25 protein-coding genes are annotated in these 24,296 nt (G+C 76.0%); 7 read left to right on the top strand and 18 right to left on the bottom strand.

Annotated features, from left to right (window positions below; translation table 11 throughout):
- Positions 1 to 13: 13 nt before the first annotated feature.
- Positions 14 to 352, bottom strand: coding sequence for a hypothetical protein (locus tag AB2U05_RS01115; protein WP_369182125.1), 339 nt, complete (start codon positions 350 to 352; stop codon positions 14 to 16).
- A complete protein-coding gene (locus tag AB2U05_RS01110) occupies positions 349 to 1,170 on the bottom strand; it encodes a nucleotidyltransferase (RefSeq protein WP_369182124.1) in 822 nt (273 codons plus the stop codon). Before AB2U05_RS01110 ends, AB2U05_RS01115 begins: the two co-directional genes overlap by 4 nt.
- 144 nt (positions 1,171 to 1,314) lie before the next feature.
- Here AB2U05_RS01110 and AB2U05_RS01105 point away from each other — a divergent pair, with 144 nt between their 5' ends.
- Positions 1,315 to 1,734, top strand: a complete 420-nt coding sequence (locus AB2U05_RS01105) for a DUF4259 domain-containing protein (RefSeq protein ID WP_045702356.1) — start codon at positions 1,315 to 1,317, stop codon at positions 1,732 to 1,734.
- Positions 1,735 to 1,832: 98 nt separating this feature from the next.
- Here the strand turns inward: AB2U05_RS01105 and AB2U05_RS01100 are convergent, their stop codons facing one another.
- Positions 1,833 to 2,810 carry a DUF6777 domain-containing protein gene (locus AB2U05_RS01100; protein ID WP_369185871.1) on the bottom strand — a complete coding sequence of 326 codons (978 nt, stop codon included), beginning with the start codon at positions 2,808 to 2,810 and terminating at the stop codon, positions 1,833 to 1,835.
- Here AB2U05_RS01100 and AB2U05_RS01095 point away from each other — a divergent pair.
- On the top strand, positions 2,707 to 3,021 hold the full coding sequence (locus AB2U05_RS01095) for a hypothetical protein (RefSeq protein ID WP_045710877.1): 315 nt from the start codon (positions 2,707 to 2,709) through the stop codon (positions 3,019 to 3,021). The genes AB2U05_RS01100 and AB2U05_RS01095 overlap by 104 nt on opposite strands.
- Positions 3,022 to 3,536: 515 nt before the next feature.
- Positions 3,537 to 4,880, top strand: a complete 1,344-nt coding sequence (locus tag AB2U05_RS01090; protein WP_045702299.1) for a streptophobe family protein — start codon at positions 3,537 to 3,539, stop codon at positions 4,878 to 4,880.
- A 2-nt stretch (positions 4,881 to 4,882) separates the two neighbouring features.
- Here AB2U05_RS01090 and AB2U05_RS01085 read toward each other — a convergent pair whose 3' ends face one another.
- The 4 genes from AB2U05_RS01085 to AB2U05_RS01070 form a co-directional block, all read right to left on the bottom strand.
- Positions 4,883 to 5,548 carry a hypothetical protein gene (locus AB2U05_RS01085; RefSeq protein ID WP_369182123.1) on the bottom strand — a complete coding sequence of 222 codons (666 nt, stop codon included), beginning with the start codon at positions 5,546 to 5,548 and terminating at the stop codon, positions 4,883 to 4,885.
- Positions 5,549 to 5,580: 32 nt separating this feature from the next.
- Positions 5,581 to 6,552, bottom strand: a complete 972-nt coding sequence (locus AB2U05_RS01080; RefSeq protein WP_045710886.1) for a serine/threonine-protein kinase — start codon at positions 6,550 to 6,552, stop codon at positions 5,581 to 5,583.
- A 77-nt stretch (positions 6,553 to 6,629) separates the two neighbouring features.
- The gene (locus tag AB2U05_RS01075) at positions 6,630 to 7,220 is read right to left on the bottom strand and encodes a hypothetical protein (RefSeq protein ID WP_369182122.1); all 591 of its coding nucleotides are present in this window, start codon (positions 7,218 to 7,220) and stop codon (positions 6,630 to 6,632) included.
- Positions 7,221 to 7,303: 83 nt separating this feature from the next.
- Positions 7,304 to 9,682 carry an FHA domain-containing protein gene (locus tag AB2U05_RS01070; RefSeq protein WP_369182121.1) on the bottom strand — a complete coding sequence of 793 codons (2,379 nt, stop codon included), beginning with the start codon at positions 9,680 to 9,682 and terminating at the stop codon, positions 7,304 to 7,306.
- A 168-nt stretch (positions 9,683 to 9,850) separates the two neighbouring features.
- Between AB2U05_RS01070 and AB2U05_RS01065 the strand changes: the two genes are divergently transcribed.
- Positions 9,851 to 11,200: an acyltransferase gene (locus tag AB2U05_RS01065; RefSeq protein WP_045702307.1), complete on the top strand. Its 1,350-nt coding sequence runs from the start codon at positions 9,851 to 9,853 to the stop codon at positions 11,198 to 11,200.
- Between the two features lie 45 nt (positions 11,201 to 11,245).
- On the opposite strand, the gene AB2U05_RS01060 is transcribed toward AB2U05_RS01065, so the two are convergent.
- The 11 genes from AB2U05_RS01060 to AB2U05_RS01010 form a co-directional block, all read right to left on the bottom strand.
- Entirely contained in the window at positions 11,246 to 12,214 is a 969-nt protein-coding gene (locus tag AB2U05_RS01060; protein ID WP_369182120.1) for an alpha-ketoacid dehydrogenase subunit beta, read from the bottom strand.
- Positions 12,211 to 13,245: a thiamine pyrophosphate-dependent dehydrogenase E1 component subunit alpha gene (locus AB2U05_RS01055; RefSeq protein ID WP_369182119.1), complete on the bottom strand. Its 1,035-nt coding sequence runs from the start codon at positions 13,243 to 13,245 to the stop codon at positions 12,211 to 12,213. The genes AB2U05_RS01060 and AB2U05_RS01055 overlap by 4 nt, the downstream gene beginning before the upstream one ends.
- Positions 13,242 to 14,156, bottom strand: coding sequence for a phytanoyl-CoA dioxygenase family protein (locus AB2U05_RS01050; protein ID WP_369182118.1), 915 nt, complete (start codon positions 14,154 to 14,156; stop codon positions 13,242 to 13,244). The genes AB2U05_RS01055 and AB2U05_RS01050 overlap by 4 nt, the downstream gene beginning before the upstream one ends.
- 50 nt (positions 14,157 to 14,206) lie before the next feature.
- Positions 14,207 to 15,181, bottom strand: a complete 975-nt coding sequence (hppD, locus tag AB2U05_RS01045) for a 4-hydroxyphenylpyruvate dioxygenase (protein ID WP_369182117.1) — start codon at positions 15,179 to 15,181, stop codon at positions 14,207 to 14,209.
- Between the two features lie 50 nt (positions 15,182 to 15,231).
- On the bottom strand, positions 15,232 to 16,605 hold the full coding sequence (locus AB2U05_RS01040) for a beta-ketoacyl synthase (protein ID WP_369182116.1): 1,374 nt from the start codon (positions 16,603 to 16,605) through the stop codon (positions 15,232 to 15,234).
- Complete coding sequence (locus AB2U05_RS01035; protein ID WP_369182115.1) at positions 16,602 to 18,233, bottom strand: class I adenylate-forming enzyme family protein; 1,632 nt, start codon at positions 18,231 to 18,233, stop codon at positions 16,602 to 16,604. The genes AB2U05_RS01040 and AB2U05_RS01035 overlap by 4 nt, the downstream gene beginning before the upstream one ends.
- A gap of 67 nt (positions 18,234 to 18,300) precedes the next feature.
- Positions 18,301 to 18,852, bottom strand: a complete 552-nt coding sequence (locus AB2U05_RS01030) for a hypothetical protein (protein ID WP_369182114.1) — start codon at positions 18,850 to 18,852, stop codon at positions 18,301 to 18,303.
- Positions 18,849 to 20,066, bottom strand: a complete 1,218-nt coding sequence (locus tag AB2U05_RS01025) for a beta-ketoacyl synthase N-terminal-like domain-containing protein (RefSeq protein ID WP_369182113.1) — start codon at positions 20,064 to 20,066, stop codon at positions 18,849 to 18,851. The genes AB2U05_RS01030 and AB2U05_RS01025 overlap by 4 nt, the downstream gene beginning before the upstream one ends.
- Entirely contained in the window at positions 20,063 to 20,341 is a 279-nt protein-coding gene (locus AB2U05_RS01020) for an acyl carrier protein (RefSeq protein ID WP_244178991.1), read from the bottom strand. The genes AB2U05_RS01025 and AB2U05_RS01020 overlap by 4 nt, the downstream gene beginning before the upstream one ends.
- Positions 20,338 to 20,628 (bottom strand): phosphopantetheine-binding protein, encoded by a 291-nt coding sequence (locus AB2U05_RS01015; RefSeq protein WP_045702319.1) that lies wholly within the window; start codon positions 20,626 to 20,628, stop codon positions 20,338 to 20,340. Before AB2U05_RS01015 ends, AB2U05_RS01020 begins: the two co-directional genes overlap by 4 nt.
- A 47-nt stretch (positions 20,629 to 20,675) precedes the next feature.
- Positions 20,676 to 22,061, bottom strand: a complete 1,386-nt coding sequence (locus tag AB2U05_RS01010; RefSeq protein WP_369182112.1) for a class I adenylate-forming enzyme family protein — start codon at positions 22,059 to 22,061, stop codon at positions 20,676 to 20,678.
- Positions 22,062 to 22,139: 78 nt separating this feature from the next.
- On the opposite strand from AB2U05_RS01010, the gene AB2U05_RS01005 reads away from it, so the two are divergent.
- The 3 genes from AB2U05_RS01005 to AB2U05_RS00995 all read left to right on the top strand — a co-directional run bounded on the left by AB2U05_RS01005 (position 22,140) and on the right by AB2U05_RS00995 (position 24,295).
- A complete protein-coding gene (locus AB2U05_RS01005) occupies positions 22,140 to 22,307 on the top strand; it encodes a hypothetical protein (RefSeq protein ID WP_244178992.1) in 168 nt (55 codons plus the stop codon).
- Complete coding sequence (locus AB2U05_RS01000) at positions 22,294 to 23,385, top strand: alpha-hydroxy acid oxidase (protein ID WP_045702324.1); 1,092 nt, start codon at positions 22,294 to 22,296, stop codon at positions 23,383 to 23,385. Before AB2U05_RS01005 ends, AB2U05_RS01000 begins: the two co-directional genes overlap by 14 nt.
- A gap of 133 nt (positions 23,386 to 23,518) precedes the next feature.
- Entirely contained in the window at positions 23,519 to 24,295 is a 777-nt protein-coding gene (locus AB2U05_RS00995; protein WP_369182111.1) for a methyltransferase domain-containing protein, read from the top strand.
- Position 24,296: the final 1 nt, after the last annotated feature.

Below are 24,296 nucleotides of genomic sequence, written 5' to 3'. Positions count from 1 at the left end.
CTCCGCCGGCCGGTCAGTTCGGCAGGCGGAGGCGCGCGTCCCGCAGGGGCTCGCGGAAGAGCACCTCGACGTACACGATCCGGCCGTCGACCACGTCCAGGACGAGATCGCCCTTCGCGGGCAGCAGCGGCAGGCACCGGTGCCCCGGGCCGTACGGCGTGCCGGGCTGGTGGGGCGCGGTCCTGAAGCTCTGGCAGAAGTCGTCGGAGCAGCCGCAGGCGGCGACGAGGCGCAGGTCCCGGGCGCAGATGGCGAGTTCGCGCTCGCCCTCCGCTTCGAGCAGGCCGATCAGCTCGCGGACGAGGTCGGGGAAGACCTCGCGGACGAGCGGAGGCTCCGGTGCCGCACTCACGGGCGCGGGGCCTTCTCGCCGTGGACGGCCGTGTACTCGGCGGCGAGCCAGGGGGCGAGGTCGTCGACGAGGGCGGCCAGGACGGCGCGGTCGGTGGTGGGGGTGCGGGCGACGGCGGCGGCCAGGCGCATCTGGTCGGCGCGGTCGGGGTAGTAGCCGGCGAAGGCCTCGGCGGAGGCGGCGAGGTCGCTGGTCCAGCCGCCCCAGCGGGGCATGACCAGGGTGAAGCCGGTGCGCACGATCCGGCGGGAGACCGAGCGGCTGAGCGCGCGCAGCGCGCCGTCCGAGCCGGCGCCGTCCGAGCCGGCGGCGGCCAGCCGCTCGCGCCAGCCGGCGAGGGCGAGCCCGAGGTCGCCGTTGGTCTCCCGGGCGAGCAGCGCGGACGGGCGGTAGCGGGGCAGCCCGGCCGCGAGGTCCGGGCCGAGCAGCGGGGTGCACAGGCAGGCCACGAACCAGCCCAGGTCGTGCCGCTCCAGCTCGCTGAGCAGCCTGCCCGTGCCGAACAGCAGCACGCCCACCCCGTCGACCTGGTCGAACCCGGCGTCGAGCGCGGCCTCGACCGCGTCGGCGTCCGCCCGGTCGGCCGCGGTGGGCTCGTCGTGCAGGGCGAGCAGCACGTCGAGGTCGGAGACGCCCGGGACGGCGGTGCCGCGCGGGATGCTGCCGTACAGGTAGGCGCTGTGCAGCCGGTCGGGGCCGAAGGCGGCGGCGATCCGCACGCGGGCGGCCTCGACCACCGGCGCGAACTCCGCCGCCACCCGGTCGAGCGAGCCTTCGCGCGCGATGCATCCGTCCTGGTCGAGCCCCTTGCCGATCATGCGCGCATGATGCCACCCCGAGCGGCGGGTGGCGAGCGGATTTCCCCGGCCCGCCCCCCTTTCCGGTGCTGCGGGCGGAATTGTCAGTGCCGTGTGCCAGCATCCATGGCGTACGAACACCTCGGGCACCGGAAGGAATTCGACATGGGGACGTGGGGCATCGGGCACTTCGAGAACGACTCGGCGGCGGACTTCTCCGGGTCGCTCGACGACGCGGCCCCGGGCGGGCGCGCGGGGCTGATCCGGGCGGCGCTGCTGCGCGCCGCCGAGGGGGAGGACTACCTGGAGTCGGACGAGGGCGCCGAGGCCGTGGTGGCGGCCGCGCTGGTCGCCGCGCAGTGCCCGGGCGGCACGCCGGTGACCACGGCGTACGGCCCGGCCGAGCCGATACCCGCGCTCCCCGTCGAGCTGCGCCCGCTCGCGGTGGAGGCCTTGGACCGGGTGCTGGCGGAGGAGTCGGAGCTGGCGGAGCTGTGGGGCGAGGGGGCCGAGAGCGAGGCCTGGCGGCAGGGGATCCGCACCCTGCGCGCCGTGCTCGTGCCGGTGCCGTCGGTCGCCGGGTAGCCGCCGGTCCGGCGGTGAGCCGGGCCCGGGTGCGCAACGGCCCCCGCCGCCACCGGTGGTGACGGCCGGTGGCGGCAGGGGCGGTGGGTTTCCGTGCGTCAGGGCGTGGCGCCCGAGGTGGTGGGGCACGGAGGCAGCGAGGGCGAGGTGGTGCTCGGGGTGGTCGCGCAGGTCGCGGTCGGCGTGCGGGTCGGCGTGCCGGTGGTCGCCGTGCTCTTGGCCGTGCTCGTGGACGCGCCGGAGGTCGTGCCCGACGCGGACGAGGCGGACGAGGCGGACTTCTCGGCCGGCGTGCCGGCGGAGGTCGTCGAACCGGAGCTGGTGGTCCCGGAGGTCGACGGGCCGCCGGACGACGTCGTCGCGCCCGAACTGGTGGCGCCCGAACTGGTCGAGCCGGAGGTCGTCGACCCGGAGGTGGTCGCGCCCGAGGACGTGGCCCCCGAGGTGGTCGCACCCGAGGAGGTCGACCCGGAGGACGTGCCGCCGGAGGTCGTCGCGCCCGAGGACGAGGACGAGGACGGCCCCGAGGTGGTCGGCGTCACCGGAGTGGCCGGCTTCCACGCCGCGGGCGGCGGGACGCCGGGCGGCATCGGGCCCTTCGGCGGCTCGACGCGCCTGTCGACCACCTCGATCCGCCTGGTCAGCCGGGAGAAGAAGTCGCCGGTCTCGATGTTGACCAGGATGATCTCGGTCACCGGCTGCGGCGCCGGCACCACCACGATCACCGTGGTCGGCTGGAAGCCCGCCCACGCCTTCCCGGTGTACTTGGCGTTGCTCACCAGCACCGGAGCCTTCAACGGGTTGCCGCAGGCGCACCGCACCCGGGGCACGCCCTGGGCGTCCACCAGGACGGCGGTGCCGGCCTGCAGCACGGACTGGAACTCGACGACGGCGCCGCTGCGGTAGCTGTGGTTGGTCACCCGGGTGTCCACCCGCAGGTACGCGGAGGTCAGCGAGCGCAGGTAGGCCGGGATGTCGGACTGGGAGATCCCGGCCGCCGAGGCCCAGGCCCGGCCGGTGTCCCCGGCGGAGACCGTCGAGATCAGCCGCTCGGTGTCGCAGCTGGACTTGTTCATCGACCCGGCGTACAGACCGGCCGAGCCGCCCTGCACGCTGTGCAGCACCGCCGAGGCGGTGCCGGACGCGGGGGCCGCCGTCTGCGCGGGCTGCTGCGTCGGGGCGGGCGCGGTGACGTGCTGGGTATCCGCCGAAGGGGTGAACGGGTCCGGCCCGGGGTCGGTCGGCGCCTGCAGCGCGACCTCGTTGGCGGTCGGGATGGCCTCGTGATGGCCGCCGCTCTGGTTGTTGACGATCAGCACCGTCGCCACCACGGCCGCCGCCACCGCGCCCGCCGCGACCGCCAGCCCCCGCCCGGAGCGCCACCAGGGCGTGCGCGGACGCCCGCCGGAGGGCGGGCCGCCCGCGCCCGGTGGGCCCGAGGGCGGCGGGGGAACGGACGGCGGTCCGGACGGCGGCCCGGCCAGCGGGCCGGACGGGGGACCGGACGGAGGTCCGAACGGCGGCTCGCTCGGCGGGCCGGCCGGAGGCGGTTGGGAACTCATCGAGGCTCCGTTTCGCAGGCCGCCGGCCGCCACGGCCGGGCGGCACGGGAGGCTCCTGCCACTGCCTCCCATTTCCCCCCGGCCCCCCGAGCCCCGCAACAGCAGGTGTGCCCGCCGTCGCCGCGCGTGCCCGTCCGACCTCGGTCAGGCTGGAACCCGACCGGGCCGCGACGGCGTGCGACGGCCCGGGTGAACGCGAGCAGGCGACCGGGGCACCGGACCAGGGCACCAGGAGGCGGAATGACTCGGCCCACGACCAGGCCCATCGGCCCGCCCGGCGCGCTGCGCGGCTGGCTCGACGCGCTCGCCGTCGTGCTGGCCGGCCTCGCCGCGATGGCAGCCGTGGCCGCCCTCGGCCTGTGGCTGGCCGGCGCCGACGACCTCCCGGACGGCGGCTTCCCCGCCGTGCTGGCCGCCACCCTCGCCCTGGCGGTCGGCGGATCCGTCCAACTCGACGGCGGCGCGGGCGACTTCGCCGCCGTGGACGCCGGCATCACCGCGATGCCGCTGTCCGTCTCGGTGGCCGGCGCGGTGGTGATCGCCGAGGTGTTCCTGCGCCAGCTGCGCTTCCGGGCCGTGGCCGGCAGCGGCGAACTGCTCGCCCGGATCACCCGGACGGCCCTGCTGTGGCTGCTCGCCCTGGTGCTCCTGACCCTCGGCGCCAAGCACCGCTTCACCGTCCCGCTCGGCGGCGACCTGGTGCAGACCATCGGCGGCGCGCTCGGCCTGACCCCGGAGGTCGGCTTCCACGCCGAGGCGCCGAGCACGGTCGGCATCGGGTTGGCCTGGCTGCTGCTGGTGCTCGCCGCCACCTTCGCCGTCTCCCGCCGCGCCCCGCTGCCGCCCTCCCTGGTCCGCTTCCAACTGGCCGTCCGCCCGCCCGCGTTCGCGCTCTGGCTGGTGCTGATCGGCTACCTGGCGATCGGCGCGGTGGCCGGGGTGGTGACCGCGATCGTGCACGGCAACGCCCGGCAGACCCTGGCCGTGGTGCTGCTCGCCCTGCCCGACCTGGTCTGGCTGGCCTTCGGCGTCGGCCTCGGCGCCGAGTGGCACGGACGGCTGGCCGGCGGGCTCGGCCTGCCCGTCCCGAAGCCGCTCTCCGACGCGCTGCGCGCCCCGGACGGCCACCGCGCCACGGTCGACCTCGGCACCCTCACCGACCAGGACGCCCGGGCCTGGTGGCTGTTGCCGCTGGCCGCCGTCCTGCTGCTCGCCGCCGCGTTCCTCGCCGCCCACCGCTCGCCGCGCACCGTCCGCCTCTGGCAGCACGCCGTCCGCTTCGCGCTCGCCACCGCCGTCACCGTGCTGCTGGTGGGCCTGTGGACGCGGGCCGACGCCGACTACGGGCTCTCCGTGCTCGGTGTCGGCCTCGGCCAGGGCGGCCTCGGCGACCTGCTGGGCACCGTCCTCGGCGGCGCCAGCCCGCTGGCGTCCTTCGGCAGCGGCAGCCTCACCCTGCGCCCGGTGCTGTGGACGGCCGTCCCGCTCGCGGCCGGGTGGGGCCTGGTCTGCGGTGCCCTCGGCGCGCTGCTCGCCACCCGCACCCGCCACCGGGGCGAGGTGATGGGCGGCGCGGGCGGCTGACCTCAGTCCTCGACGCCCGCCCGCAGGCCCCACGCGTCAAGGCCGGAGTAGATCCACGCGGTGCGCCCGGCGGGCCAGGAGCAGGCCTCGGCCTCGCCGGTGTAGACCGCCACCAGGGAGTCGGCGCCGCGCCACCAGGTGTCGGCCAGCCCCCGCACCTCGCGCACCGGTTCGAACCCGTCCAGGTCGAGGCCGTCGACCTCGCGGCCGGTGACCTTGGTGACCTGCCGCGCCCAGAACGCCGCGTGGTGGCTCAGCGCCAGCGACTCCACCCAGCCCTCGACGCTCGCGTGCAGCGGGAACCACCGGTCCGCCCGGATACCGAACTCGCCGGACGGCCCGATCCGGAAGCTGTAGGGGACGGCGGCCCGCTGCACCCCGGCCTCGAAGGACCAGCCGTCCTCCTCCGAGGCCTCGGCCGAGTCCACGGACAGGTACCGGGGCCCGCCGTTGTACATCGGCGAGGGCGGCAGGACCAGACCGCCCCAGCGCTGCTGGAACGCCGCCATCGAATCGATCACCTCCGCCGGAACGTCCCGGTCGAGCCACCACTGCCGGTGCTCCTCGACCGGGGGCACATCGACCTTGACGCCGTGGACGCTGACGAAGCTGCGGGCCCGCCGGGTCAGGCCGGAGGGTATGGCGCTGCCGTGGAGGTTGAGGTTCACCGGCGTGAGGCTAGCCGGGCGCTTCCGGCCGGTCAGTGCCGGGGCGGCGGGTGGACCACCGGGGCCGCCCAGGCGGGCGCGTCGGGCACGACGGCCTCGGGCACCGCGCCCGCCGGCACCACCTGGGTGGGCGGGCCGGGCGCCCGCCAGGGGACCGGGGCGGCCGCCGCGCGCAGCTCCGCGACGAACCGCAGGCAGCTCGGGTGGCGCTGCTCGGGCGCCTTGGCGAGCGCCCGGGCGACGGCGGCCGCCACCTCGGCCGGCAGGTCGGGCCGCAGGTCGCGCAGCGCGGGCGGCGGGTCGTTGAGGTGCGCCCACAGCAGTGCGACGTCGCTCTCGCGGCGGAACGGCGGGGCGCCGGCCAGCAGTTCGTAGACCACGCAGCCGAGGCCGTACTGGTCGCAGCGCCCGTCCAGCGGTTTGCCGGAGATCTGCTCGGGCGCCGCGTAGTCCAGCGTGCCGACGATCTGGCCGACGCTGGTCAGCCCGCTGAGCGAGAGGGACTTCTTGGTGAGCCCGAAGTCCGCCAGGTACAGGTGCTCGGGATGCTCGCTGTCCGTCCCGGCGGCGACCAGCACGTTGCCCGGTTTGACGTCCCGGTGCACCAGGCCGCGCTCGTGCGCCGCGTCCAGCGCGGAGGCGATCTGCAGGGCGAGCCCGGCCGCCCGGTCGACCGGCAGCGGGCCGCTGCGGCTGATCAGCGCGCGCAGGTCGCCGCCCGCGACGTAGCGCATCGCGATGTACAGCAGGCCGTCCTGCTCGCCGGCCTCGAAGACCGGGACGATGTGCGGGTGGTCGATCGCCGCCGCGGCCTCCGACTCGTGGGTGAACCGCTGCCGGAACACCTCGTTGCGGGCCAGTTCGGGTGCCAGCAGCTTGACCGCGACCGTCCGGCCGAGCCGTAGGTCCTTGGCGCGGTACACCACGGCCATCCCGCCGCGCCCGATCTCCTCCTCCAGCCGGTAGCCCGCCACCCGCCGCCCGACCAGGCCGGACGGCAGCACGCTGCCGCCCGCGGCGGCCGGCTCGGCCGGCTCGGGCGGGTCGGGCGGCTCCGACCGCGCGGGGAGGCCGGCGGTGGTCACGGCTCGCCGGCCCGGGTGGGCGCGTACGTGGTGCCGACGGGCGACGGCGAGGGCGAGGGCGACGGCGTCGCGGCGGGCGCGTGGGCGGGCGCCGGACGGTCGGCGGCCGCGTACGGCTGCAGCCGCAGGCCGTCCGCGTAGCACCAGCGGTCCTGCGCCGGGTCGAACACCCACAGCTCGCCGCCGTCCACCACCAGCCCGAGCCGCAGCCCGCGGGCCCGCTCCCGGAAGGTCGCCAGGTCCAGGGTGCCCGCCGCCAGGTCCTCCAGCAGCGCCCGGTAGCGGGCCAGCGCGGCCTCCGCCTCGGCCAGCGCCGGGCGCGGGTCGACGGTACGGGCGGGCGCGGCGCCGGCGGCGGGCGGGGGCTGCGGGAGGGTGAGCAGCAGCCGGCCGTCGACCCAGGCCGTCCAGCCGTTGGAGCAGAGCACCTGCGCCCAGTCGCCCTGTCGGGCCAGCAGCTGCACCGGCAGCAGCGCGTCCAGCCGGGCGGTCGGCACGGCCGGGTCCGGGGCCGCCCAACTGGCCATCCCGCCCGGCGGGGCGACATGGCTGGGGCGGAACGCGAACTGGTCCATCGCTGGCTGCACTTCCTCGCTGCTCCTTCACTCTACCGGCGGGTCCACCACCGCACCCGGCCGCGCACGAGCCGCCCACCGGCGGCGCCCGGCCGCTACCGGCGCATGATCGCCGGCTCGTGCCGCCGCAGCAGCCCCAGCACCAGCAGCCCGTACGCCGCCGACAGCCCCGGCAGCACCGCCATGCTCACCAGCCAGCCGGGCCGCTCGTGCCGGAACATCGGGTCGGCGGTGATCGCGGTCGGGAAGATGCCGTGCAGCTCCACCGTGCGGGCCATCGCCGACATGCCCCAGCGGGACGGGATCAGCCAGGCCAGCTGCTCCAGGCCGGGCACGCCGTGCAGTTTGAGCATCAGCCCGCTGAACACGATCTGCACCACCGACAGCAGCACCAGCAGCGGCATGGTGGCCTCCTCCTTCCCCACCAGCGCGGACACCACCAGGCCGAGCATCATCGCGGAGAAGGCGAGCAGCCCGACCGCGATGATCAGCTCGGGCAGCTGCGGCATCACCACGCCGGTCGGCACCGCGAAGGAGAGGTCGACGCCGGCCAGCCCGACCACCGTGAGCACCGCCGCCTGCAGCACCGTGACCGTGCCCAGCACCACCACCTTGGACACCAGGTAGGCCGATCTGGACAGGCCGACCACCCGCTCCCGCCGGTAGATCGCCCGTTCCTTGACCAGCTCGCGCACCGAGTTGGCGGAGCCGGTGAGCAGTCCGCCGATGCACAGCGTGAGCAGGCAGTTGACGGCGTTGTCGGGGGAGAGGCGGGAGCCGGCCATCGCCCGGCACATCACGCCGATCACGAAGGGCAGCGCAACCATGACGGTGAGGAACAGCCGGTCGGCCGCCAGCACCGAGGTGTAGCGGCGTACCAGGGTGCCGAGTTGGGCGAACCAGCCCTGCGGCTTCTCCCGGCCGATCGCCGGGGCGGGCCGCTCGGCCGGCGCGCGGTGCGGCAGTGCGGGCACGGCCTCCGCCGTGACGTACCGGCGGTACTGCGGGGAGGCGCGGAAGCGCTGCTGCCACGCGGCGTGGTCCTCGTTCTCGAAGGCCTCGAAGGCCTCCGGCCACTCCTCGAAGCCGAAGTAGGCCAGCGCCTCGCCGGGCGGGCCGTAGTAGGCGGTGCGGCCGCCTGGGGCCAGCACCAGCAGCCGGTCGCAGACGCCCAGGCTCAGCACGCTGTGGGTGACCACGACCACCGTGCGGCCGTCGTCGGCCAGGCCGCGCAGCATGTGCATCACCGAGCGCTCCATGCCCGGGTCCAGGCCGGAGGTCGGCTCGTCGAGGAAGAGCAGCGAGGGCTTGGTGAGCAGTTCCAGGGCGACGCTGACCCGCTTGCGCTGGCCGCCGGAGAGGCTGGCGATCACCTGGTCGGCCCGGCCGTCGAGGCCGAGTTCGCCGATCACCTCTGCGACCCGGGCCTCCCGCTCGCCCCGGGCGGTGTCGCCGGGGAAGCGCAGTTCGGCGGCGTAGGCGAGGGCGCGGCGCACGGTGAGCTGGGTGTGCAGGATGTCGTCCTGCGGCACCAGGCCGATCCGGCGGCGCAGTTCGGCGTAGTCGCGGTAGAGGTCGCGCCCGTCGTAGAGCACGGTGCCCTCGTCGGCCGGGCGCAGACCGGTCAGCGCGTTGAGCAGGGTGGACTTGCCGGCGCCGCTCGGGCCGGCGACGGCCAGCAGCGAGCGTTCGGCGAGCGGGAAGCCGACGTCGTCCAGCAGCACCCGGTGGTCGGGGCCGACCCGGACGACCAGGTGCTGGACGTCCAGGGAGATCTCGCCGGTGTCGGTGTACTCGACCAGCCGGCCGTCGACGAGGCAGAGCGCGGAGTGGCCGATCCCGATGAGGTCGGCCGGGCCGACCGGGGCGCGCTGCACCGGGCTGCCGTTGAGGTAGGTGCCGTTGTGGCTGGCGAGGTCGACGATCTCGTGGCCGCCGCCGGGCAGTTCGCGCAGCTCGGCGTGGTGGCGGGAGACCACCAGGTCGTCCAGGACGAGGTCGTTGTCGTGCGAGCGGCCGATCCGCAGCGTGCGTTCGGGCAGCGGCCGGACGGAGCTGGGGCTGCGGAAGGTGCCGGAGGCCTGCGGGGCGAGGACGGCGGTGCGGTCGCCGGGGGCGAGCCCCGGGGCGAGGGCGGGGCCGGGGACGGGCCGGGGCAGACCGGCCAGGGTGGCGGCGGGGCCGCTGGACGGGTCCCCGAAGCGCAGGCGGGTGCCCGCGCCGACGTCCTCGCTGCTGACCCGGTGGCCGTCGTCGAAGGTGCCGTTGGTGCTGCCGACGTCCTCCAGCAGCCAGTGGTCGTCGACGGCGCGCAGCACCGCGTGGTGCCAGGAGACCCGGGGGTCGTCCAGCACGATCTCGCTGGTCGGGTCGCGGCCGACGTGGTACTCCCGGCCGGGGTCGATCAGCTGGGACCCGGAGTCGGTGAGCAGGACGAGGGGCGGCGCGCTGGGTGCGCCGGGGCGCGCTCCCATGGTCGGAAGTCTAGCCGCGGCCCGGGTTCCCGGCCCGTCCGGCGCCGGGCGCCGAACGGGCCGGACGGAGATCGGACTGGACGGAGATTGGACTGGACCACTGGGAAGGCGCGGCACTATCGTTCGGCGTGCCCGCGCGCCGTCCGCCGCCGCCCCGGGAGGGGACCCATGACCAGCTGGCCGCAGTTGCGCCGCCGCCGGACCGTCCGCGCCGGCCGCGCCACCGGGCGGGTGCTGCGCTGCGGCCTGATGGACACCATGCTCGCCGACCTCGCCGTCTCCGTCGTCCTCTACTTCGAACGGCCGCTGGACGACGACCGGCTCGCCGCCGGCCTGGCCCGCGCCCTGGAACGGGTGCCGGTCTTCGCCGGCCGGCTGCGCACCGAGGGCGACGTGCTGAGCGCGGTCTGCGACGACACCGGCGTGCCGCTGGACGTGTACACCGTCGAGGGCACCCTCGCCGAGGCGATGGGCCGGGCGACCGCGACCGGCGCCGACCTGGTCGACCCGGTGGACGCCCCGGCCGCCCGGCTCGGCGGCGCCCCGCTGCTCACCGTCCGGGTCACCCGCACCGCGGACGGCGGGACGGTCCTCGGCTGCTCCTGGCACCACGCGATCGGCGACCTGCACAGCTTCGTCCTGCTGCTGCGGATCTGGTCCGCCGCGGTCGAGGGCGAGCCCCTGGCGGAGGCCGAACTCGTCGACGACCAGGACGCGTTGCTGGACCGGGTGGTGCCGGCCCCGGACTGCGGACGGCCCGGCTTCCGGATCCCCGCGGCGGCGGAGGCCGAGCTGCTGGCCCGCGAGGTGGCGGCCGCGCCGCGCGCCAACCGGGTGGTGCAGGTCCACTTCGGCGAGGCCGAAGTGCGCCGGATGCGCGCGGAGTTCGGCGCGGCCGCCGGGCGCCGGCTCTCCGCCGGGGACGTGCTCTGCGCCCATCTGCTGAGCACCCTGCGGGAGTTGGACGGGGACCGGGCCGAGCGGATGCTCACCGTCCCGGTCAACGCCCGCCGCTGGCTCGGCCTGTCGCCCGCGCTGGTGGGCAACCTGCTGAGCGAGGTGCACCTGCCGCACCGGCCCGAGGACGGGCCGGCGGCGCTGGCCGGCGCGCTGCGGGCGGCGGTCGAGGACTTCCCGGCCGCCCACCTCAACCTGCGCGCCAACCTGGACTTCCTGGCCGCGGTCGGCCGCTCCCGGCTCGGCGCGTGCGTGCCGCTGGGCTTCGACCCGGCGGCGCGCCGGTTCAGCTTCTCCAACTGGAGCCGCTTCGGCGTCTACCGGCTGAGCTTCCAGGGCCGGCGGCCGGTGTTCTTCAGCCCGGCGGCGAACTACCCGCTGCCCTGGGTCGGTTGGACGGTCGAGGGGTTCGGCGGCAGCGGCTTCCTGAGCACCGTGGTGCTGCCCGCCCGGCTCGCCGCCCGGGTGCGCGGGGCGGACGGCCGGGCGGCACTGCACCGCTTCCGGGCGGCCGACGACGAACTGCCCGCCCTGGCGGCCGCGGTGCCCAGGGTGATCTGACGCGCCCAGGGCCCGTCTTCGGACCCCAGGGCTCGTCTGGCAAGCCTAGGACTCCTTCACCACCGCCCGCAGCGCGTGGCGCAGCTGCTCCCGGGAGGGCTGCAGGGCGCGGTCGAGGGCCGGGGCGAACGGCAGGACGGCGCCGTCCGGGCGGGTGATCCGCCGGGGCGGGGCGATCAGCCGCAGCTGTTCGGCGGCGGTGGCGAGCAGTTCGGCGGCGAAGCCGCAGCTGCGGTTGGCGTCGTCGAACACCACCAGCCGGCCGGTGCGCTCCAGCGAGCCGGCGAGCGCGTCCCAGTCGAACGGGTACAGCGTGCGCGGGTCCAGCACCTCGACCGAGAGCTCCGGCGCCAACTCCTCGGCGACGGCCAGCGCGTCGTGCACCAGGTGGCCGACGGCGACCACGGTGACGTCGGTGCCCGGGCGGTGGATCCGGGCCCGGCCGAGCGGGATCGGGGCGAGCTCCCAGGTGACGGTCTCGCGCACCGGCAGGGCCGCCGCGGGCGCGAACACCACCACCGGGTCCCGGTCCCGGACGGCCGAGCGCAGCAGCCCGTAGGCGTCGGTGGGGGTGGCGGGCACCACGGTCTTCATCCCGGCGTGCGCGAACAGGCTGTACGGGTGGTCGGAGTGCTGCCCGGCCCAGCCGTCACGGGAGCCGGAGCCGGGCACCAGGCAGGTCAGCGGGACGGCCGCCTGGCCGCCGGTCATCAGCGAGAACTTGTGGGCCTGGTTGACGAGTTGCTCGAAGACCAGGAACAGCAGCGAGGGGATCTGGAACTCCAGCACCGGCCGCCGCCCGGCCAGTGCCGCGCCGACCGCCATCGCCGTGAAGGCCTGTTCGGACAGCGGGGTGTCCACGACCCGTTCGGGGCCGAAGCGGTCCAGCAGGCCGAGCGTGGGGCCGGCCAGCCCGGCGCCGACGTCCTCGCCGAAGACGCAGACCGCCGGGTCGGCGGCGAGTTCGTCGGCGAGCGCCCGGTTGAGCGCTTTGGTGTACGAGAGCCTGGTCACGCGACCGCCCCCGCCCGGGGGCGCAGCCCGTCCGCGTACAGGTGGTCGAGCGCGCCGGCCGGGTCGGGGTGCGCCGAGGCGAGCGCGAACTCCCGGGCGGCGCCGAGCCGTTCGGCCACCGCGCGGTCGAGCCCGGCGACCGTCGCCGGGTCGAGCAGGGCGGCGGCCCGGGGGAGTGGATCGTGGGCCCGCCAGGCCTCGACCTCCTCGGGGGTGCGGTAGCGCAGCTTCATCCGCCGTTCCATGGTGTGGTGGCCCTCGTACCGGTAGGTGCGGCACTCCAGGAAGCCGGGCCCGCCGCCGCCGCGGGCCCGTTCGACGGCGCGCAGCGCGGCGGCCCGGACGGCCTCGGTGTCCATGCCGTCCACCTCCTCGGCGGGGATGCCGAAGGCGGCGGCGCGGCCGGTGGCGCTGCCCGCGACGGCGGTGGCGGCGGGCAGGGTGGTGGCGTAGCCGTTGTTCTCGCAGACGAACACCACCGGCAGGCGCCACATCGCGGCGAGGTTGAGCGATTCGAGCAGGACGCCCTGGTTGAGCGCGCCGTCGCCGAAGAAGGCGACGGCCACCGAGGCGCTGCGGGCCTGCCTGGCCGCCCAGGCGGCGCCGACCGCGATCGGGGCGCCGGCGCCGACGATGCCGTTGGCGCCGAGGATGCCGAGCGCGAGGTCGGCGGCGTGCATCGAGCCGCCCCGGCCGCGGTTCAACCCGTCGACGCGGCCGGCGAGTTCGGCGAGCAGCCGGCCAGGGTCGACGCCCCGGGCGAGGACGTGGCCGTGGCCGCGGTGGGTGCTGGTGAGCCGGTCGGCCGGGCCGAGCGCCGAGCAGACGCCGACCGCGACGGCCTCCTGCCCGACGTACGGGTGGATGCCGCCGGGGATCGCGCCGGACGTCACCAGGGCGAGGGCCAGCTCCTCGAAGCCGCGGATCAGCCGCAGCGCCCGGTAGCGCTCGACGGGCCCGCCCAGCGGCAGGGGCACGACGGGGGAGGCGGGCGCGGGGGAGGCGGGCGCCGGAGAGGTGGGTGCGGTCACAGCGACCCTCGCCACAGGGTCGGGCAGTAGGCCGGGTCGGCGTAGTCGGGCCGGCCGTCTGCGGTGCGGCGGACCAGGACGTCGTGGTTGTAGACGACCGGTTCGCCGTCCGGGGTGTCGTGCCGGCGGTACTCGTTGGCGCCGTCCTGCAGGTGCAGCGAGACGGCGCGGCGCGGGTGGGCGGCGAGGTTGGGGCCGCTGCCGTGGTAGGTGCGGCAGTGGTGGAAGGACACGTGGCCGCGCGGGATCAGCATCGGGATCCGGGTGACCGGGCGGCCGTTGTGGGCGGCGTTGGCCTCCAGGATGGCGTCGAGCTCGCCGTTGTCGCGGTCGGCGAAGTGTCGGGTGGAGTCCTCCGCGGAGGGCAGTTCGCGCCAGCGGTGGCTGCCGTCGACCATGGTGATGGTGCCGTTCTCCTCCCGGCAGTCGTGGAAGGGGATGAAGGCGGTCAGCATCTCCTCCGAGCTGGAGGTCTGCCAGTAGTGCTTGTCGAAGTGCCAGGGCACCCGGTTGGTGGGCTCCTCCGGCGCCGGGGGTTTGTGGATCAGGGTGGACTGGAAGATCCTGATCTCCTCGGCGCCGGCGAGGAGCGCGGCCACCGCGCCGACCAGCGGCTTGCGCAGGATCGCGCCGATCGCGTCACTCTCGTAGTGGACGTAGTCGTTGTGCCGCTGGACGGGGCCGTGTGCGGGCTCCCAGGAGGCCAACCGTGCTGGCCGGACCGGGAGTTCGCGATCGCGTCGGCCCTCGTAGTACCGGTCGGCCGCGGCCTGCAGGCCGGCCAGCTCCTCGTCGGTGAAGAGCTTGCGGGACAGGTACCAGCCGCGCTCGCGGTAGTGCGCCACCTCGTCGGGGGTGGGCAGCAGGGCGAGGTCGGCCGCGGAGAGCTGGAACTCGGCGACGGTGGTCACGCAGGTGTTTCCTTCTCGCTCAGGGGCGGGTCACCGGGTGACCCGCCCGGTCACGAGGTCGTCCGCTCGACGGCCTCGTACAGGGCCTTGATGTTGGAGCTGCCGAAGGTGGTGGCGCCCTGGCGCTCGATCAGCTCCATGAAGTAGGTGCGCCGGGGGTGGGTGGAGCGGGCGAAGATCTGGAACAGCTGGCCGCCGTGGTCCTGGTCGACGAGCACGTGCAGGTCGCGCAGGGTCTCCACCGGGATGGCGGTCGCGCCGAGGCGCTCGGCCAGCAGGTCGTAGTAGGCGCCCGGGGTGGTCAGGAACTCCACGCCCCGGGAGCGGACGGTGCGGACGGCGTTGTCGATGTCGGAGGTGCTGAAGGCCAGGTGCTGGACGCCGGCGCCGCCGTGGGAGGCCAGGAACTCGTCGATCTGGCCGAGCCGGCGGGAGGTGTCGGGCTCGATGACGGTGAAGGTGACCCCGCCGGACGGGCTCTGCACGACCATGGAGTCCATGGCCTGCGAGCCGACCTCGATGTACTCGCCGAAGATCATCTCGAAGCCGAGCGCGGCCTCGCAGAACTTCACCGAGTCGCCGAGCCGGCCCGCCGGGACGCAGATCGCGACGTGGTCGAGCTCGTCCAGCAGTCTGGGCCGGTCGGAGGGCGCGTCCTCGCGCAGCGGGACGAGGCGCAGGGCGGTGTCGCCGAAGCCGACGATCAGCCTGCCCGCGCGGTCCAGGACGCGGGCGCCGTGCCGCTCGGCGCGCTCCAGGGCGGCCTCCGGGTCGGTGCAGCCGAGGGCGAGCGCGGCGACGCCGTCGCCGTGCCGGGCGACGTAGGCGGCCACCGGGTGGTCGGGCGAGGCGGCGGAGCTCAGGTGGAGACGGATCGATCCCTGGTGCAGTGCGACCGTGCGGGCGCCGTCCGGCGTGGTCACCGGGGCGTCGGCGGTGAAGCCGTAGTCGGCGCTCAGGCCGGCCGCGGTCTTGTCGGCGTCGGCGCAGTGGAACTCGACGTGGGCGATGTTCTGGATGGGCATTGGGATCTCCCCCAGGGACGACAGGTCGGGTGACCGGCGGTCCGGGGGCCTCAGTGGTCGGCCGGCCGGGCTGCCGGGTGGTGCGGTGGTCCGGGTGGTCCTGGTGGTGCGGCGGTCGTGAGACCGTCGTACGGCGTCGCCGGGGGGCGGTGCGGCCGCCCGGTGGTGCGGGCCGTACGGGTGGAGGGCGGGCCGAGGACCAGGCTCAGGTTGTGGCCCCCGAAGGCGAACGCGTTGGTCAGGGCCGCACGCAGCGCGGTGGTCCGGGCGGCGCCGCGGACGTGGTCCAGGTCGCAGGCCGGATCGGGCTCGGTGAGGTTGAGCGTCGGGGGGAGGGTCCCCCGCGACACGGCCAGGGTAGTGACGGCGGCCTCCAATGAGCCCGCCGCGCCCAGCAGATGACCGGTTGCTGACTTGGTGGAGCTGACGGCCGGTCCTTGCGCACCGAAGACGGAGCGCACCGCCGCGGCCTCCGCCGCGTCGCCGAGCCGGGTGCCGGTGCCGTGGGCGTTCAGGTAGCCGATGTCGCCGGGCCGCAGGCCGGCGTCGGCGATCGCGGCGCGCATCGCGTCGGCCGCACCCGCACCGTCCGGGCGGGGCATGGTCGGGTGGTGGGCGTCGGTGGAGGCGCCCCAGCCGATCACGTCCGCGTACCCGGCGGCGCCGCGCGCGTCGGCGTGCCCGGCGCGCTCCAGGACGAGGACGGCGCTGCCCTCGCCCAGCACGAAGCCGTTGCGCCGGGCGTCGAACGGCCGGCTGGCCAGTTCGGGGTCGTCCCAACCCTGCGCGAGGGCCCGGGCGTTGGCGAACGTGGCGGCGATGGTCGGGTGCAGCGAGGACTCGCTCCCGCCGCACACCACCACGTCGGCGTCCCCGGCGCGGATCAGCCGCAGCCCCTCGGCGACCGCCTGGGCGCCGGCCGCGCAGGCCGTCACCACGGCCGAACTGTAGCCCCGGATGCCGTGTTTGATGGCGATCCGGGCGGTGGCCATGTTCGCGAGCATGCCCGGCAGCAGGTAGGCGCTGACGCCGGGGCGGCCGCGCTCCAGCCGGCGGTGCGACTGCTGCTCGAAGGTCTCCAGCCCGCCGCCCCCGGTGGCCAGCACCACGGCGGTGCGGTGCGGGTCGGCGTCCCGGCCGACCACCAGGCCGGCGTCGGCGAGCGCGTCGTCGGCGGCGGCCAGGGCGAGCAGCACGAAGCGGTCCACGCAGCGGGTCTCGGTGGGCGGCAGCACCTCCCGCCCGTCCACGGCGGGGGCGATCCCGGCGGCGGACAGCCAGCCGTGCGCCGGGTGGCCCTCGGGCACGGCGCCGATGCCGGAGCGGCCGGCGGTCAGCGCCTCGAACACCGCGCCGGCCCCCCGGCCGAGCGGCGAGAGCACGCCGAGGCCGGTGACGACGGCGCTCTCCCGGGCGGGGCTCACGCGTCCACCGCCTCGGCGCGCAGGGACTCCAGGTGCCGCTGCCGGAGCAGGACCTTGCGGACCTTGCCGGTCGGGCCGAGCGGGATCCCGTCCGCCGGGACCACCAGCACCCGGCGGACGGTCGCGGCGGCGGCCTCGTCCAGGGCGGCGAGCACCGCCGCCGTCCGGTCGGCCGCCGGGTCGGCGCCCTCGGCGGGGATCAGCAGGACGTCGGTGACCACCCGCTCCCCGTCGCGGACCGCGACCACCGTGCAGTCCAGCACGTCCGGGCAGGCGGCCAGTACCCGCTCCTCGGACATGGCGGTGAACAGCCTGCGGCCGCCGCCGAGTTCGACCGCGTCGGCGGCCCGGTCGACGTGGTAGTAGTAGCCGTCCTCGTCCCGGTACATCAAGTCACCGGTCAGGAAACTGCCACGGAGGCGGCTGCGGAAGGTGGTGCCGGAGTCGTTCCAATAGCCGAGCGCCAGCGTCGGCGAGGAGGTGGCGAGTTCGCCGACCTCGCCGGGGCCGAGCGGCTCGCCGTCCGGGCCGACCACCGCGCAGTCGACGAACGCGTGCGGGCGCCCGACGCAGCGCCCGTAGCGCTCGGTGCCCGGGCCGTGGGTGATGAAGAAGTGCGAGTGGCCCATCTCGGTGGAGCCGAGCCCGTCGACGAACAGCGAGCCGGGCTCCCGGGTGCGGCCGGCGCGGGTGGCGGTCTCCCGGCTGCCGGTGGCGATCAGCCGGCGGATGTGCGCCTCGTGCGCGCAGTCGCCGGTGTTCCACCAGAGCGCGACGGAGCTCAGGTCCCGCGCGGCGAGGTCGTGGTGGGCGAGCTCGGCCCAGGTGGCGGCGAAGCCGACCACCCCGGTGGGCCGCCACCGCTCGATCGCCTCCAGCACGCCCGCGCCGGACTGCCGGGAGAGGAGGGCGAGCCGGGTGTGCGAGCTGAGCGCGAGGTTGACCGCGATGAGCGTCGCGGCGTGCGGGGCGGGCAGCGCGCTGAGCATCCGGTCCTGGCCCTGCGGGCGGGGCAGCCGCAGCCGGTGGCGGATCGCCGCGTACAGGCTCGCGTGCGAGTGGACGACGGCCTTCGGCATCCCGGTGGTGCCGGAGGAGTGGGTGATCGCCACCGGGTCGCCGGACCAGTGCCGGTACGGCTCCGGGGCGGCGGCCGGGTCTCCCGCACCGAGGGTGCCGATCGCGGGCAGCAGTGGCGCGCCCGGGGCGTGGCCGGCCAGCGCGGTGAGGTGGGCCTCGTCGGCCAGCACCCCGGCCGCGCCGAGCCGGGCGATGTAGCGGGCGGCGCGCTCGCCGTCCAGGTTGGGGTTGAGCAGCGCGGGGATGGCGCCGAGGCGGGCCAGGGCGAGGAAGGCGAGCACGTGGTCGGCGGCGTCGCTGGCCTGGACCACCACCGGGTCGCGCCGGCCGATGCCGAGGGCGTGCAGCGCGGCGGCGCGGGCCCGGACGGCGCGGTCCAGCTCGCGCGGGGTGAACGGCTGCCAGGCGGGGTGGTCGTCGACCGGGGTGTCGAAGGTGAGCAGCGGCTCGTCCAGGCCGAGGCCGAGGGCGAGCCGGGCGGTCAGGACGTTGCCGGCGCCGACGTCGGGGTCGTCCGCGAGGCGGGTGCGGAGACTGCGGATGGTCACGGGGCGGTTCCCTCTCAGGGGGCTGGGCTCGGTGTGGCGGTCCGGGAGGCAGGGCGGCCCCGGTGGGTCAGCTCGGCTGCGCCGCCAGCAGGACGGCGACGGCCCGGTGGCCGTCCGGCGTCGCCTCGGCGGCGATGAGCAGGACCTGCTCGGCGTCGCCGTCCGCGAGGAGCAGCGCGGCGGCGTCGAGCGCGTCCGCCGGGACCTCGCCGGGGACGGCCTCGGCCGGGCTGATCGCCACGACGGGGCCGGTGAGGCCCCAGCGGGCGGCGAGGTGCCCGAGCACGGCGTTCGGGTTGGACTGGAAGAACAGCAGGGGTGCGGTGCGCCGCCCGGGTTCGGCGGCCCGGTCGATGGCCCGCGCGGTGGCCCGGTCGCCGCTCCTGCTGGCGAGCAGCAGGGCGGTGCGTCCCGGCGCGGGCGGAGCGCCGTGGCGGGCGCGCAGGCAGTGCTCGGCGGTGTCGGCGACGAGCGGGTTGAAGCCGGAGGCGGCGAATCCGGGCAGCGGCGGCGGCTCCTCGGGCGTGCCGGGTGCGCCGGGTGCGGGTCGGCGGGCCTCGGCGAGGACCCGCAGGCCGTACGCGGCGGGGGCGGGGAGCGGGGGCGGGGTCGCGGTCATGCGGCGGCCAGCAGGAGGGCGGTGTTGGCGCCGCCGAAGGCGGAGTTGAGGCTGAGCGCGTAGCGGGGGCGGGCGGTGTGCGGGCCGTCCAGGACGAGGTCGAGGCCGATCTCCGGGTCCGGGCCGAGGCCGCCGGCGTTGACCGGGAGCAGGCCGGTGCCCAGGCTGCCGATGGTGACGGCGAGTTCGAGCAGGGCGGAGGCCTCCAGCGCGTGGCCGTGCACCGATTTGCTGGAGCTGACCGGGAGTTCGGCGGTGTGCGGGCCGAACACCCGGTGCAGGGCGCGTGCTTCGGCGAGGTCGGCGAGCGTGGTGCCGGTGCCGTTGGCGTTGACGTAGCCGACCTCGGCCGGGGCGGCCCCGGCCCGGGCGAGGGCGGACCGGATCGCCCGGGAGAGCCCGTGGCCGTCCGGTTCGGGGCGGCAGACGTGGTGGGCGTCCCCGGCCCGGCCCCAGCCGGCCAGCCGGGCGAGCACGGCGGCGCCGCGCCGTTCGGCGGCCGGGGCGGCCTCGACCAGGACGGCGGCGGCCGCGTCGGCGAGCAGCGTGCCGGTGCGGCCGGTGCTGAACGGGCGCAGCTCGCCGTCCCGGGCCAGCGCGCGCCCGGCGTCGAAGACGGCGAACACGCCCGGTTCGACCAGGTGGCCGGCCGCGACCAGCACCCGTTCGTGCCGTCCGGTGGCGACCAGCACGGCGGCGTCGGCGACGGCGGTCGCCGCCGCCACGCACGCGCCGGTGTACACCCGGGTGACGCCCGGGGCGCCCCACCGCGCGGCAGTCCCCGCGGCGACGGCCCGGGCGGTGGCGCCGGTCCGTTCGTCGCTGTGCACGGCCAGCAGGACGGGCAGTGCGGCGGCCTGCGCCCCGGTCAGCGCGGCCCGGCGGCAGGCCTGGCCGATCGCGTCCAGCACGATCCCGGCCAGCGGGAGCGGGCCGTCGAGCGGCAGGTGGTCGGGCAGCAGGTGGTCGGGCAGCAGCGCGGCCCGGGTGGTGCGGCGGGCGGCGACGTCGAAGCGGGTGACCGGGCCGAAGGCGGCCTTGCCGTGCGCGGCCGCGTCGAGGAGCGGGTCGAGCCCGTGCCCGGCGGCGCTGAGCACGCCGAGCCCGGTGACGACCGGGCGGGCCGCGGCCGGGACGGGAGCGGCGGGGGCGAACGGTCGGCCCGGCGGCCCGGTGCCGCCCGTCGCGGGGCCGGTGGGCGCGGTGGCGGTCACGGCCGGGCGCCCGCGCGGTCGGCCAGGACGGCCGCGCGCAGCAGCGCGGTGGCGTCGTCGACCGTCCGGACGGCGCCGAAGCGCTCGTCGTCGAGGTCGAGCTCGATGCCGTAGCGCTGCTCGAACTCCGCGATGAGCCAGGTGAGTTCGAGCGATCCGAGCTCCTCCGGCACGGTCTCGGCGGCGCGCTGCCCGAACGCCGCCAGCATCGTCAGCACCTCGGCCCGGTCGGGCGGGGTGCCGGGCCCGGCGTGCACCTCCGGTCCGCTGGTCACGCGGCGTCGCCGATCGCGGCGGCCGCGGTGGTGCCCGCGGGCGCGTCGATCCGCCGGACGACGTCGGCGGTGAACTGGTCGAGCGTCATCAGCGCGGTGGTCTCCATCTCGTCCAGGTCGAAGGTGATCCCGAACTCGTCCTCGATCTGCACCGACAGTTCGGCGAGCGCGAGCGATTCGAGGTCGAGTCCGGCCGGGCCGAGGTCGGTGTCCCCGGTGACCTCGGAGACGTCGTACTGCATCTCGGCCAGGGCGGCGAGGGTGAACGCGCGGACGCGGTCCTGCATGGTGGTGGGCTCCTTGCTGGATCTGGGGGAGAGGGCGGGCGGGCGGATCAGCGGGCGGCGGCTTCGCGCAGCGCGGCCGGATCGCGCAGCAGCTTGCCGGTGGCGGTGCGCGGCAGCCGCGGCAGCAGGGCGAGCCGGCGCGGCCGCTTGTAGGCGGCGAGCCGGCGGGCCAGCCCGTCCTGGACGAGCGAGAGGTCGGCGTCCGGCTCGGCGGCGAGGTAGGCCTCGATCGCCCCGCCGGCGAAGACCACCACGGCCTCGCGCACCTCGGGAAGGCCGGACAGGGTCTGTTCGACCTCGGTGAGGTCGACCTTGAGGCCGCCGATCGAGACCTGCGAGTCGAGCCGGCCGAGCACGGTGACCAGGCCGTGGACCTCGTCCAGCTCGGCCGCGTCCCGGGTGTGCAGCCAGCCGTCCGCCCAGCGGCTCGGATCGTCCAGCCCCGGGTACGGGGAGGTGTCCGCCCCGAGGTGCAGCTCGCCGCCGACCAGGCGCAGCCGCATCCCGTGGACGGGCCGCTTGGCCGGGTTGAGCGCGCCGGACAGGTCGGTGGCGATGACCCCGGTCTCGGTCGTGCCGTACATGGTGCCGAGCGGCACGCCGTAGCGTTCGGTGAACTGCGCGGGCAGGCCCGGCCGGACGAGTTCGCCGGCCACGACCATCCGCCGCAGCCACGGCAGTTGCGGCGGATCGGCGGCGCCGGCCAGCAGCTCGGCGTGGAAGGGCACGCCGATCACGGTGGTCGGCCGCTCGCCGGCGGCGACGGTCGCGAGGATGCCCGCAGCCGTCATCCGTTCGGGCAGGGCGAGCACGGCCCGGGCGTGCAGGGCGTTGAGCAGCCCGCCGACCAGGCCGAGCACGTGCACCACGGAGGAGAGCAGGACGACCCGGTCGCCCCCGCCGGGGAAGTCCACCAGCCTGCGGTAGCAGTCGAGTTCGCGGACGAGGTCGGCGGCGGTGCGGGCGATGACCTTGGCCGGCCCGGTGGAGCCGGAGCTGAGCTGGACCAGGGCGTGCCCGGTGGCGGCCGGCCGGCCGCCCGGCAGGGCCACGGCCCGCGGTTCGACCTCGGCGAAGCCGCGCAGTGCCGCGGTCGGCCGGTGGGCGGACCGTACCAGCACCTGCGGGGCCAGCCGCGCCACCGCCGCGTCGACCTCGTGGTCGGTCAACCGGTGGTCGAGCAGGGCGACTTGGGCACGCAGCCGCCAGCAGGCCAGCAGCACCGCGACGAACGCCACCGAGGGCGGCAGGCGCAGTGCGACCGTCCCGCCGGGGCCGAGGCCGGCGGCGGTGAGCCGTTCGCCCTGCTCGTCGACGAGCGCGCGCAGGGCGGCGCGGTCGAGCGGTGCGCCCAGGTGCAGGCACTCCTCGGCCCCGGGGCCGGCCAGCAGCAGGGTGTCGACCCAGTCGTCCGGGGCGTCGGTGTGCGGCAATGCGGAGGGAGACGCTGGAGGGGAGGAGGGGGAGGAAAAGGGGGTCAACACCGCTCCACACAAGTGAGAGGATTTGACATGAACGTTGCTCAGAATCACAACGGTCAATTCCGTTGCCAGACCTTGGCACAGACGATTGGTCAAATCAAGGTCTATACCAATGTGGCCGTTGCTCATACGCTGCCGAACCAGGACCGGCCCGAGCGCGGCCGTCCGGAGATTGAGGATCCACGTGGGAGCACTTGACCTGGCCGGGATCGAGAGCGCGGCGCGCGCCCGGGTTCCGCGGGACATCTGGGACTTCATCGAGGGCGGCAGCGGTGCGGAACGCACCCTCGCGGCCAACCGGAAGATCTTCGAACGATTCGCCCTGCGACCGCGCGTCCTGGTCGACGTCTCGACCTGCGAGCTCGGGCAGACCCTGCTCGGCACCCGGCTGGACACCCCGATCGGCATCGCGCCGATGGCCTACCACCGGCTGGTCGACGAGGAGGGCGAGACCGCGACCGCCCAGGGCGCCGGGCGGGCCGGTGCGCTCTTCGTCACCAGCATGTTCGCCAGCCGCACCCTGGAGGACATCGCCAAGGCCGGCGGCCCGCGCTGGCTGCACCTGTACTGGCTGCGCGACCGCGCCGCCCTCGCCGCCCTGGTCGAACGCGCCGAGGCGGCCGGCTTCGGCGCCCTGGTCCTGACCGTCGACGCACCCAGGATCGGCCGCCGACTGCGCGACCAGCGCAACGGCTTCGCCGTCCCGCCGCACATCCACGCCGTCAACCTGGACGCGGACCTGATGGCCACCAGCCACCGGTCCGAGAAGGGCAGTTCGGGCATCGCCGAGCACGCCCGCGAACAGTTCGACACCACCCTGACCTGGGCGGACCTCGGCTGGCTGCGGGCCCGCACCCGGCTGCCGCTCGTCCTCAAGGGCATCCTCACCGCCGAGGACGCCCGGCTCGCCGTCGAGCACGGCGTCGACGCCGTCGTGGTCTCCAACCACGGCGGCCGCCAACTCGACGGCGCCATACCCTCCCTGGCCGCGCTGCCGGAGGTGGTCGAAGCCGTCCCCGCCGAGCTCCCCGTCCTGTTCGACGGCGGCGTGCGCAGCGGCACCGAGGCCGCCATCGCCCTCGCCCTCGGCGCCCGCGCCGTCCTGGTCGGCCGCCCGGTGCTCTGGGGCCTCGCCGTGGGCGGCGCGGACGGCGTCCACCAGGTGCTCGACCTGATCCGCGACGAACTGGACCACACCATGGCCCTGTTGGGCCGCCCCCGGCTCGCCGACCTGGACCGCGGCGCGGTCACCGACTGGCCCTGCCCGACCGACTGACCCACGACCGACGCCCGACCGCGCTCCGGATCGAGCCGCGAACCGCTTTCGACGCACCACCGCGAAACCGATTCGTGCCCGAAGCGATGAACCGGAGCGCGGTCCGGTCGCGTCCCCCTGAAAAGAGGCCCGGATGACCGACCCGAACGCCCGCTTCCCCGGCTGGGATTGGGACGACCCCGACGACCTGGCCGTTCGGCTGGACGAATTCAGCGCGGACGTCGCCACCTGCGCGGAACTGGCGGCGCACCCCGGGCCGCTTCCGCGCACCCACGCCGAATTCACCGAACTCGGACTGACCGGAATCGAGTTCGCCGCATTCCGGACCGCCCACCCGGCCGGCCTCGGCACCGACCTCGCCACCCTGCGCAGCCCCGACGCCGCCACCGAGCCCGGCACCCTCTACCGGGTCGACGGCGACCGGTGGTTCACCCAGCTCGACATCGCCGAACCGCTGCCCTTCGCCGACGCCAGCGTCGACTGGGTGTACGCCGAGCACCTGATCGAGCACGTCGCCCTGCCCGTCGCGATCGGCTGGCTGCGCGAGGCCCGCCGGGTCCTGCGCCCCGGCGGGGTCCTGCGCCTCACCACCCCCGACCTCGCCCGCTACCTGGTCGGCTACGCCACCGGCGACGGCTTCCTCGCCAAACACCGCCGCCGCCTCACCACCCTCGGCTTCGGCCCGCCGATGCCCGCCCGCCCGGCCTTCCTGGTGAACCAGATCTTCCGCCACTACGGACACCAGTGGATCTACGACCTGGACGAGCTGCGGCACGTCCTCACCCGAGCCGGCTTCGCGCCCGAAAAGGTCCGCCACTGCGCCTACCGGCAGGGCGCGTGTCCGGAAGTTGCCGATCTCGACACGGCGTTCCGAACGGATGAGACGATCTACGTCGAGGCCGACCGCTGAC

Source organism: Streptomyces sp. Y1 (assembly GCF_041053115.1).
Lineage (GTDB): Bacteria > Actinomycetota > Actinomycetes > Streptomycetales > Streptomycetaceae > Kitasatospora > Kitasatospora rubellomurina.
This window is presented reverse-complemented; position numbering and strand designations above follow the sequence as displayed.

Excerpts from the sequence above, each read along its gene's own strand:
- hppD (WP_369182117.1), bottom strand. The coding sequence starts at position 15,181 with ATGCCCATCCAGAACATCGCCCACGTCGAGTTCCACTGCGCCGACGCC.
- AB2U05_RS01110 (WP_369182124.1), bottom strand. The coding sequence starts at position 1,170 with ATGATCGGCAAGGGGCTCGACCAGGACGGATGCATCGCGCGCGAAGGC.
- AB2U05_RS01015 (WP_045702319.1), bottom strand. The coding sequence starts at position 20,628 with ATGCAGGACCGCGTCCGCGCGTTCACCCTCGCCGCCCTGGCCGAGATG.
- AB2U05_RS01070 (WP_369182121.1), bottom strand. The coding sequence starts at position 9,682 with ATGGGAGCGCGCCCCGGCGCACCCAGCGCGCCGCCCCTCGTCCTGCTC.
- AB2U05_RS01090 (WP_045702299.1), top strand. The coding sequence starts at position 3,537 with ATGACTCGGCCCACGACCAGGCCCATCGGCCCGCCCGGCGCGCTGCGC.
- AB2U05_RS01005 (WP_244178992.1), top strand. The coding sequence starts at position 22,140 with ATGAACGTTGCTCAGAATCACAACGGTCAATTCCGTTGCCAGACCTTG.
- AB2U05_RS01065 (WP_045702307.1), top strand. The coding sequence starts at position 9,851 with ATGACCAGCTGGCCGCAGTTGCGCCGCCGCCGGACCGTCCGCGCCGGC.
- AB2U05_RS00995 (WP_369182111.1), top strand. The coding sequence starts at position 23,519 with ATGACCGACCCGAACGCCCGCTTCCCCGGCTGGGATTGGGACGACCCC.
- AB2U05_RS01095 (WP_045710877.1), top strand. The coding sequence starts at position 2,707 with ATGTCGGACTGGGAGATCCCGGCCGCCGAGGCCCAGGCCCGGCCGGTG.
- AB2U05_RS01030 (WP_369182114.1), bottom strand. The coding sequence starts at position 18,852 with ATGACCGCGACCCCGCCCCCGCTCCCCGCCCCCGCCGCGTACGGCCTG.
- AB2U05_RS01105 (WP_045702356.1), top strand. The coding sequence starts at position 1,315 with ATGGGGACGTGGGGCATCGGGCACTTCGAGAACGACTCGGCGGCGGAC.
- AB2U05_RS01100 (WP_369185871.1), bottom strand. The coding sequence starts at position 2,810 with ATGAACAAGTCCAGCTGCGACACCGAGCGGCTGATCTCGACGGTCTCC.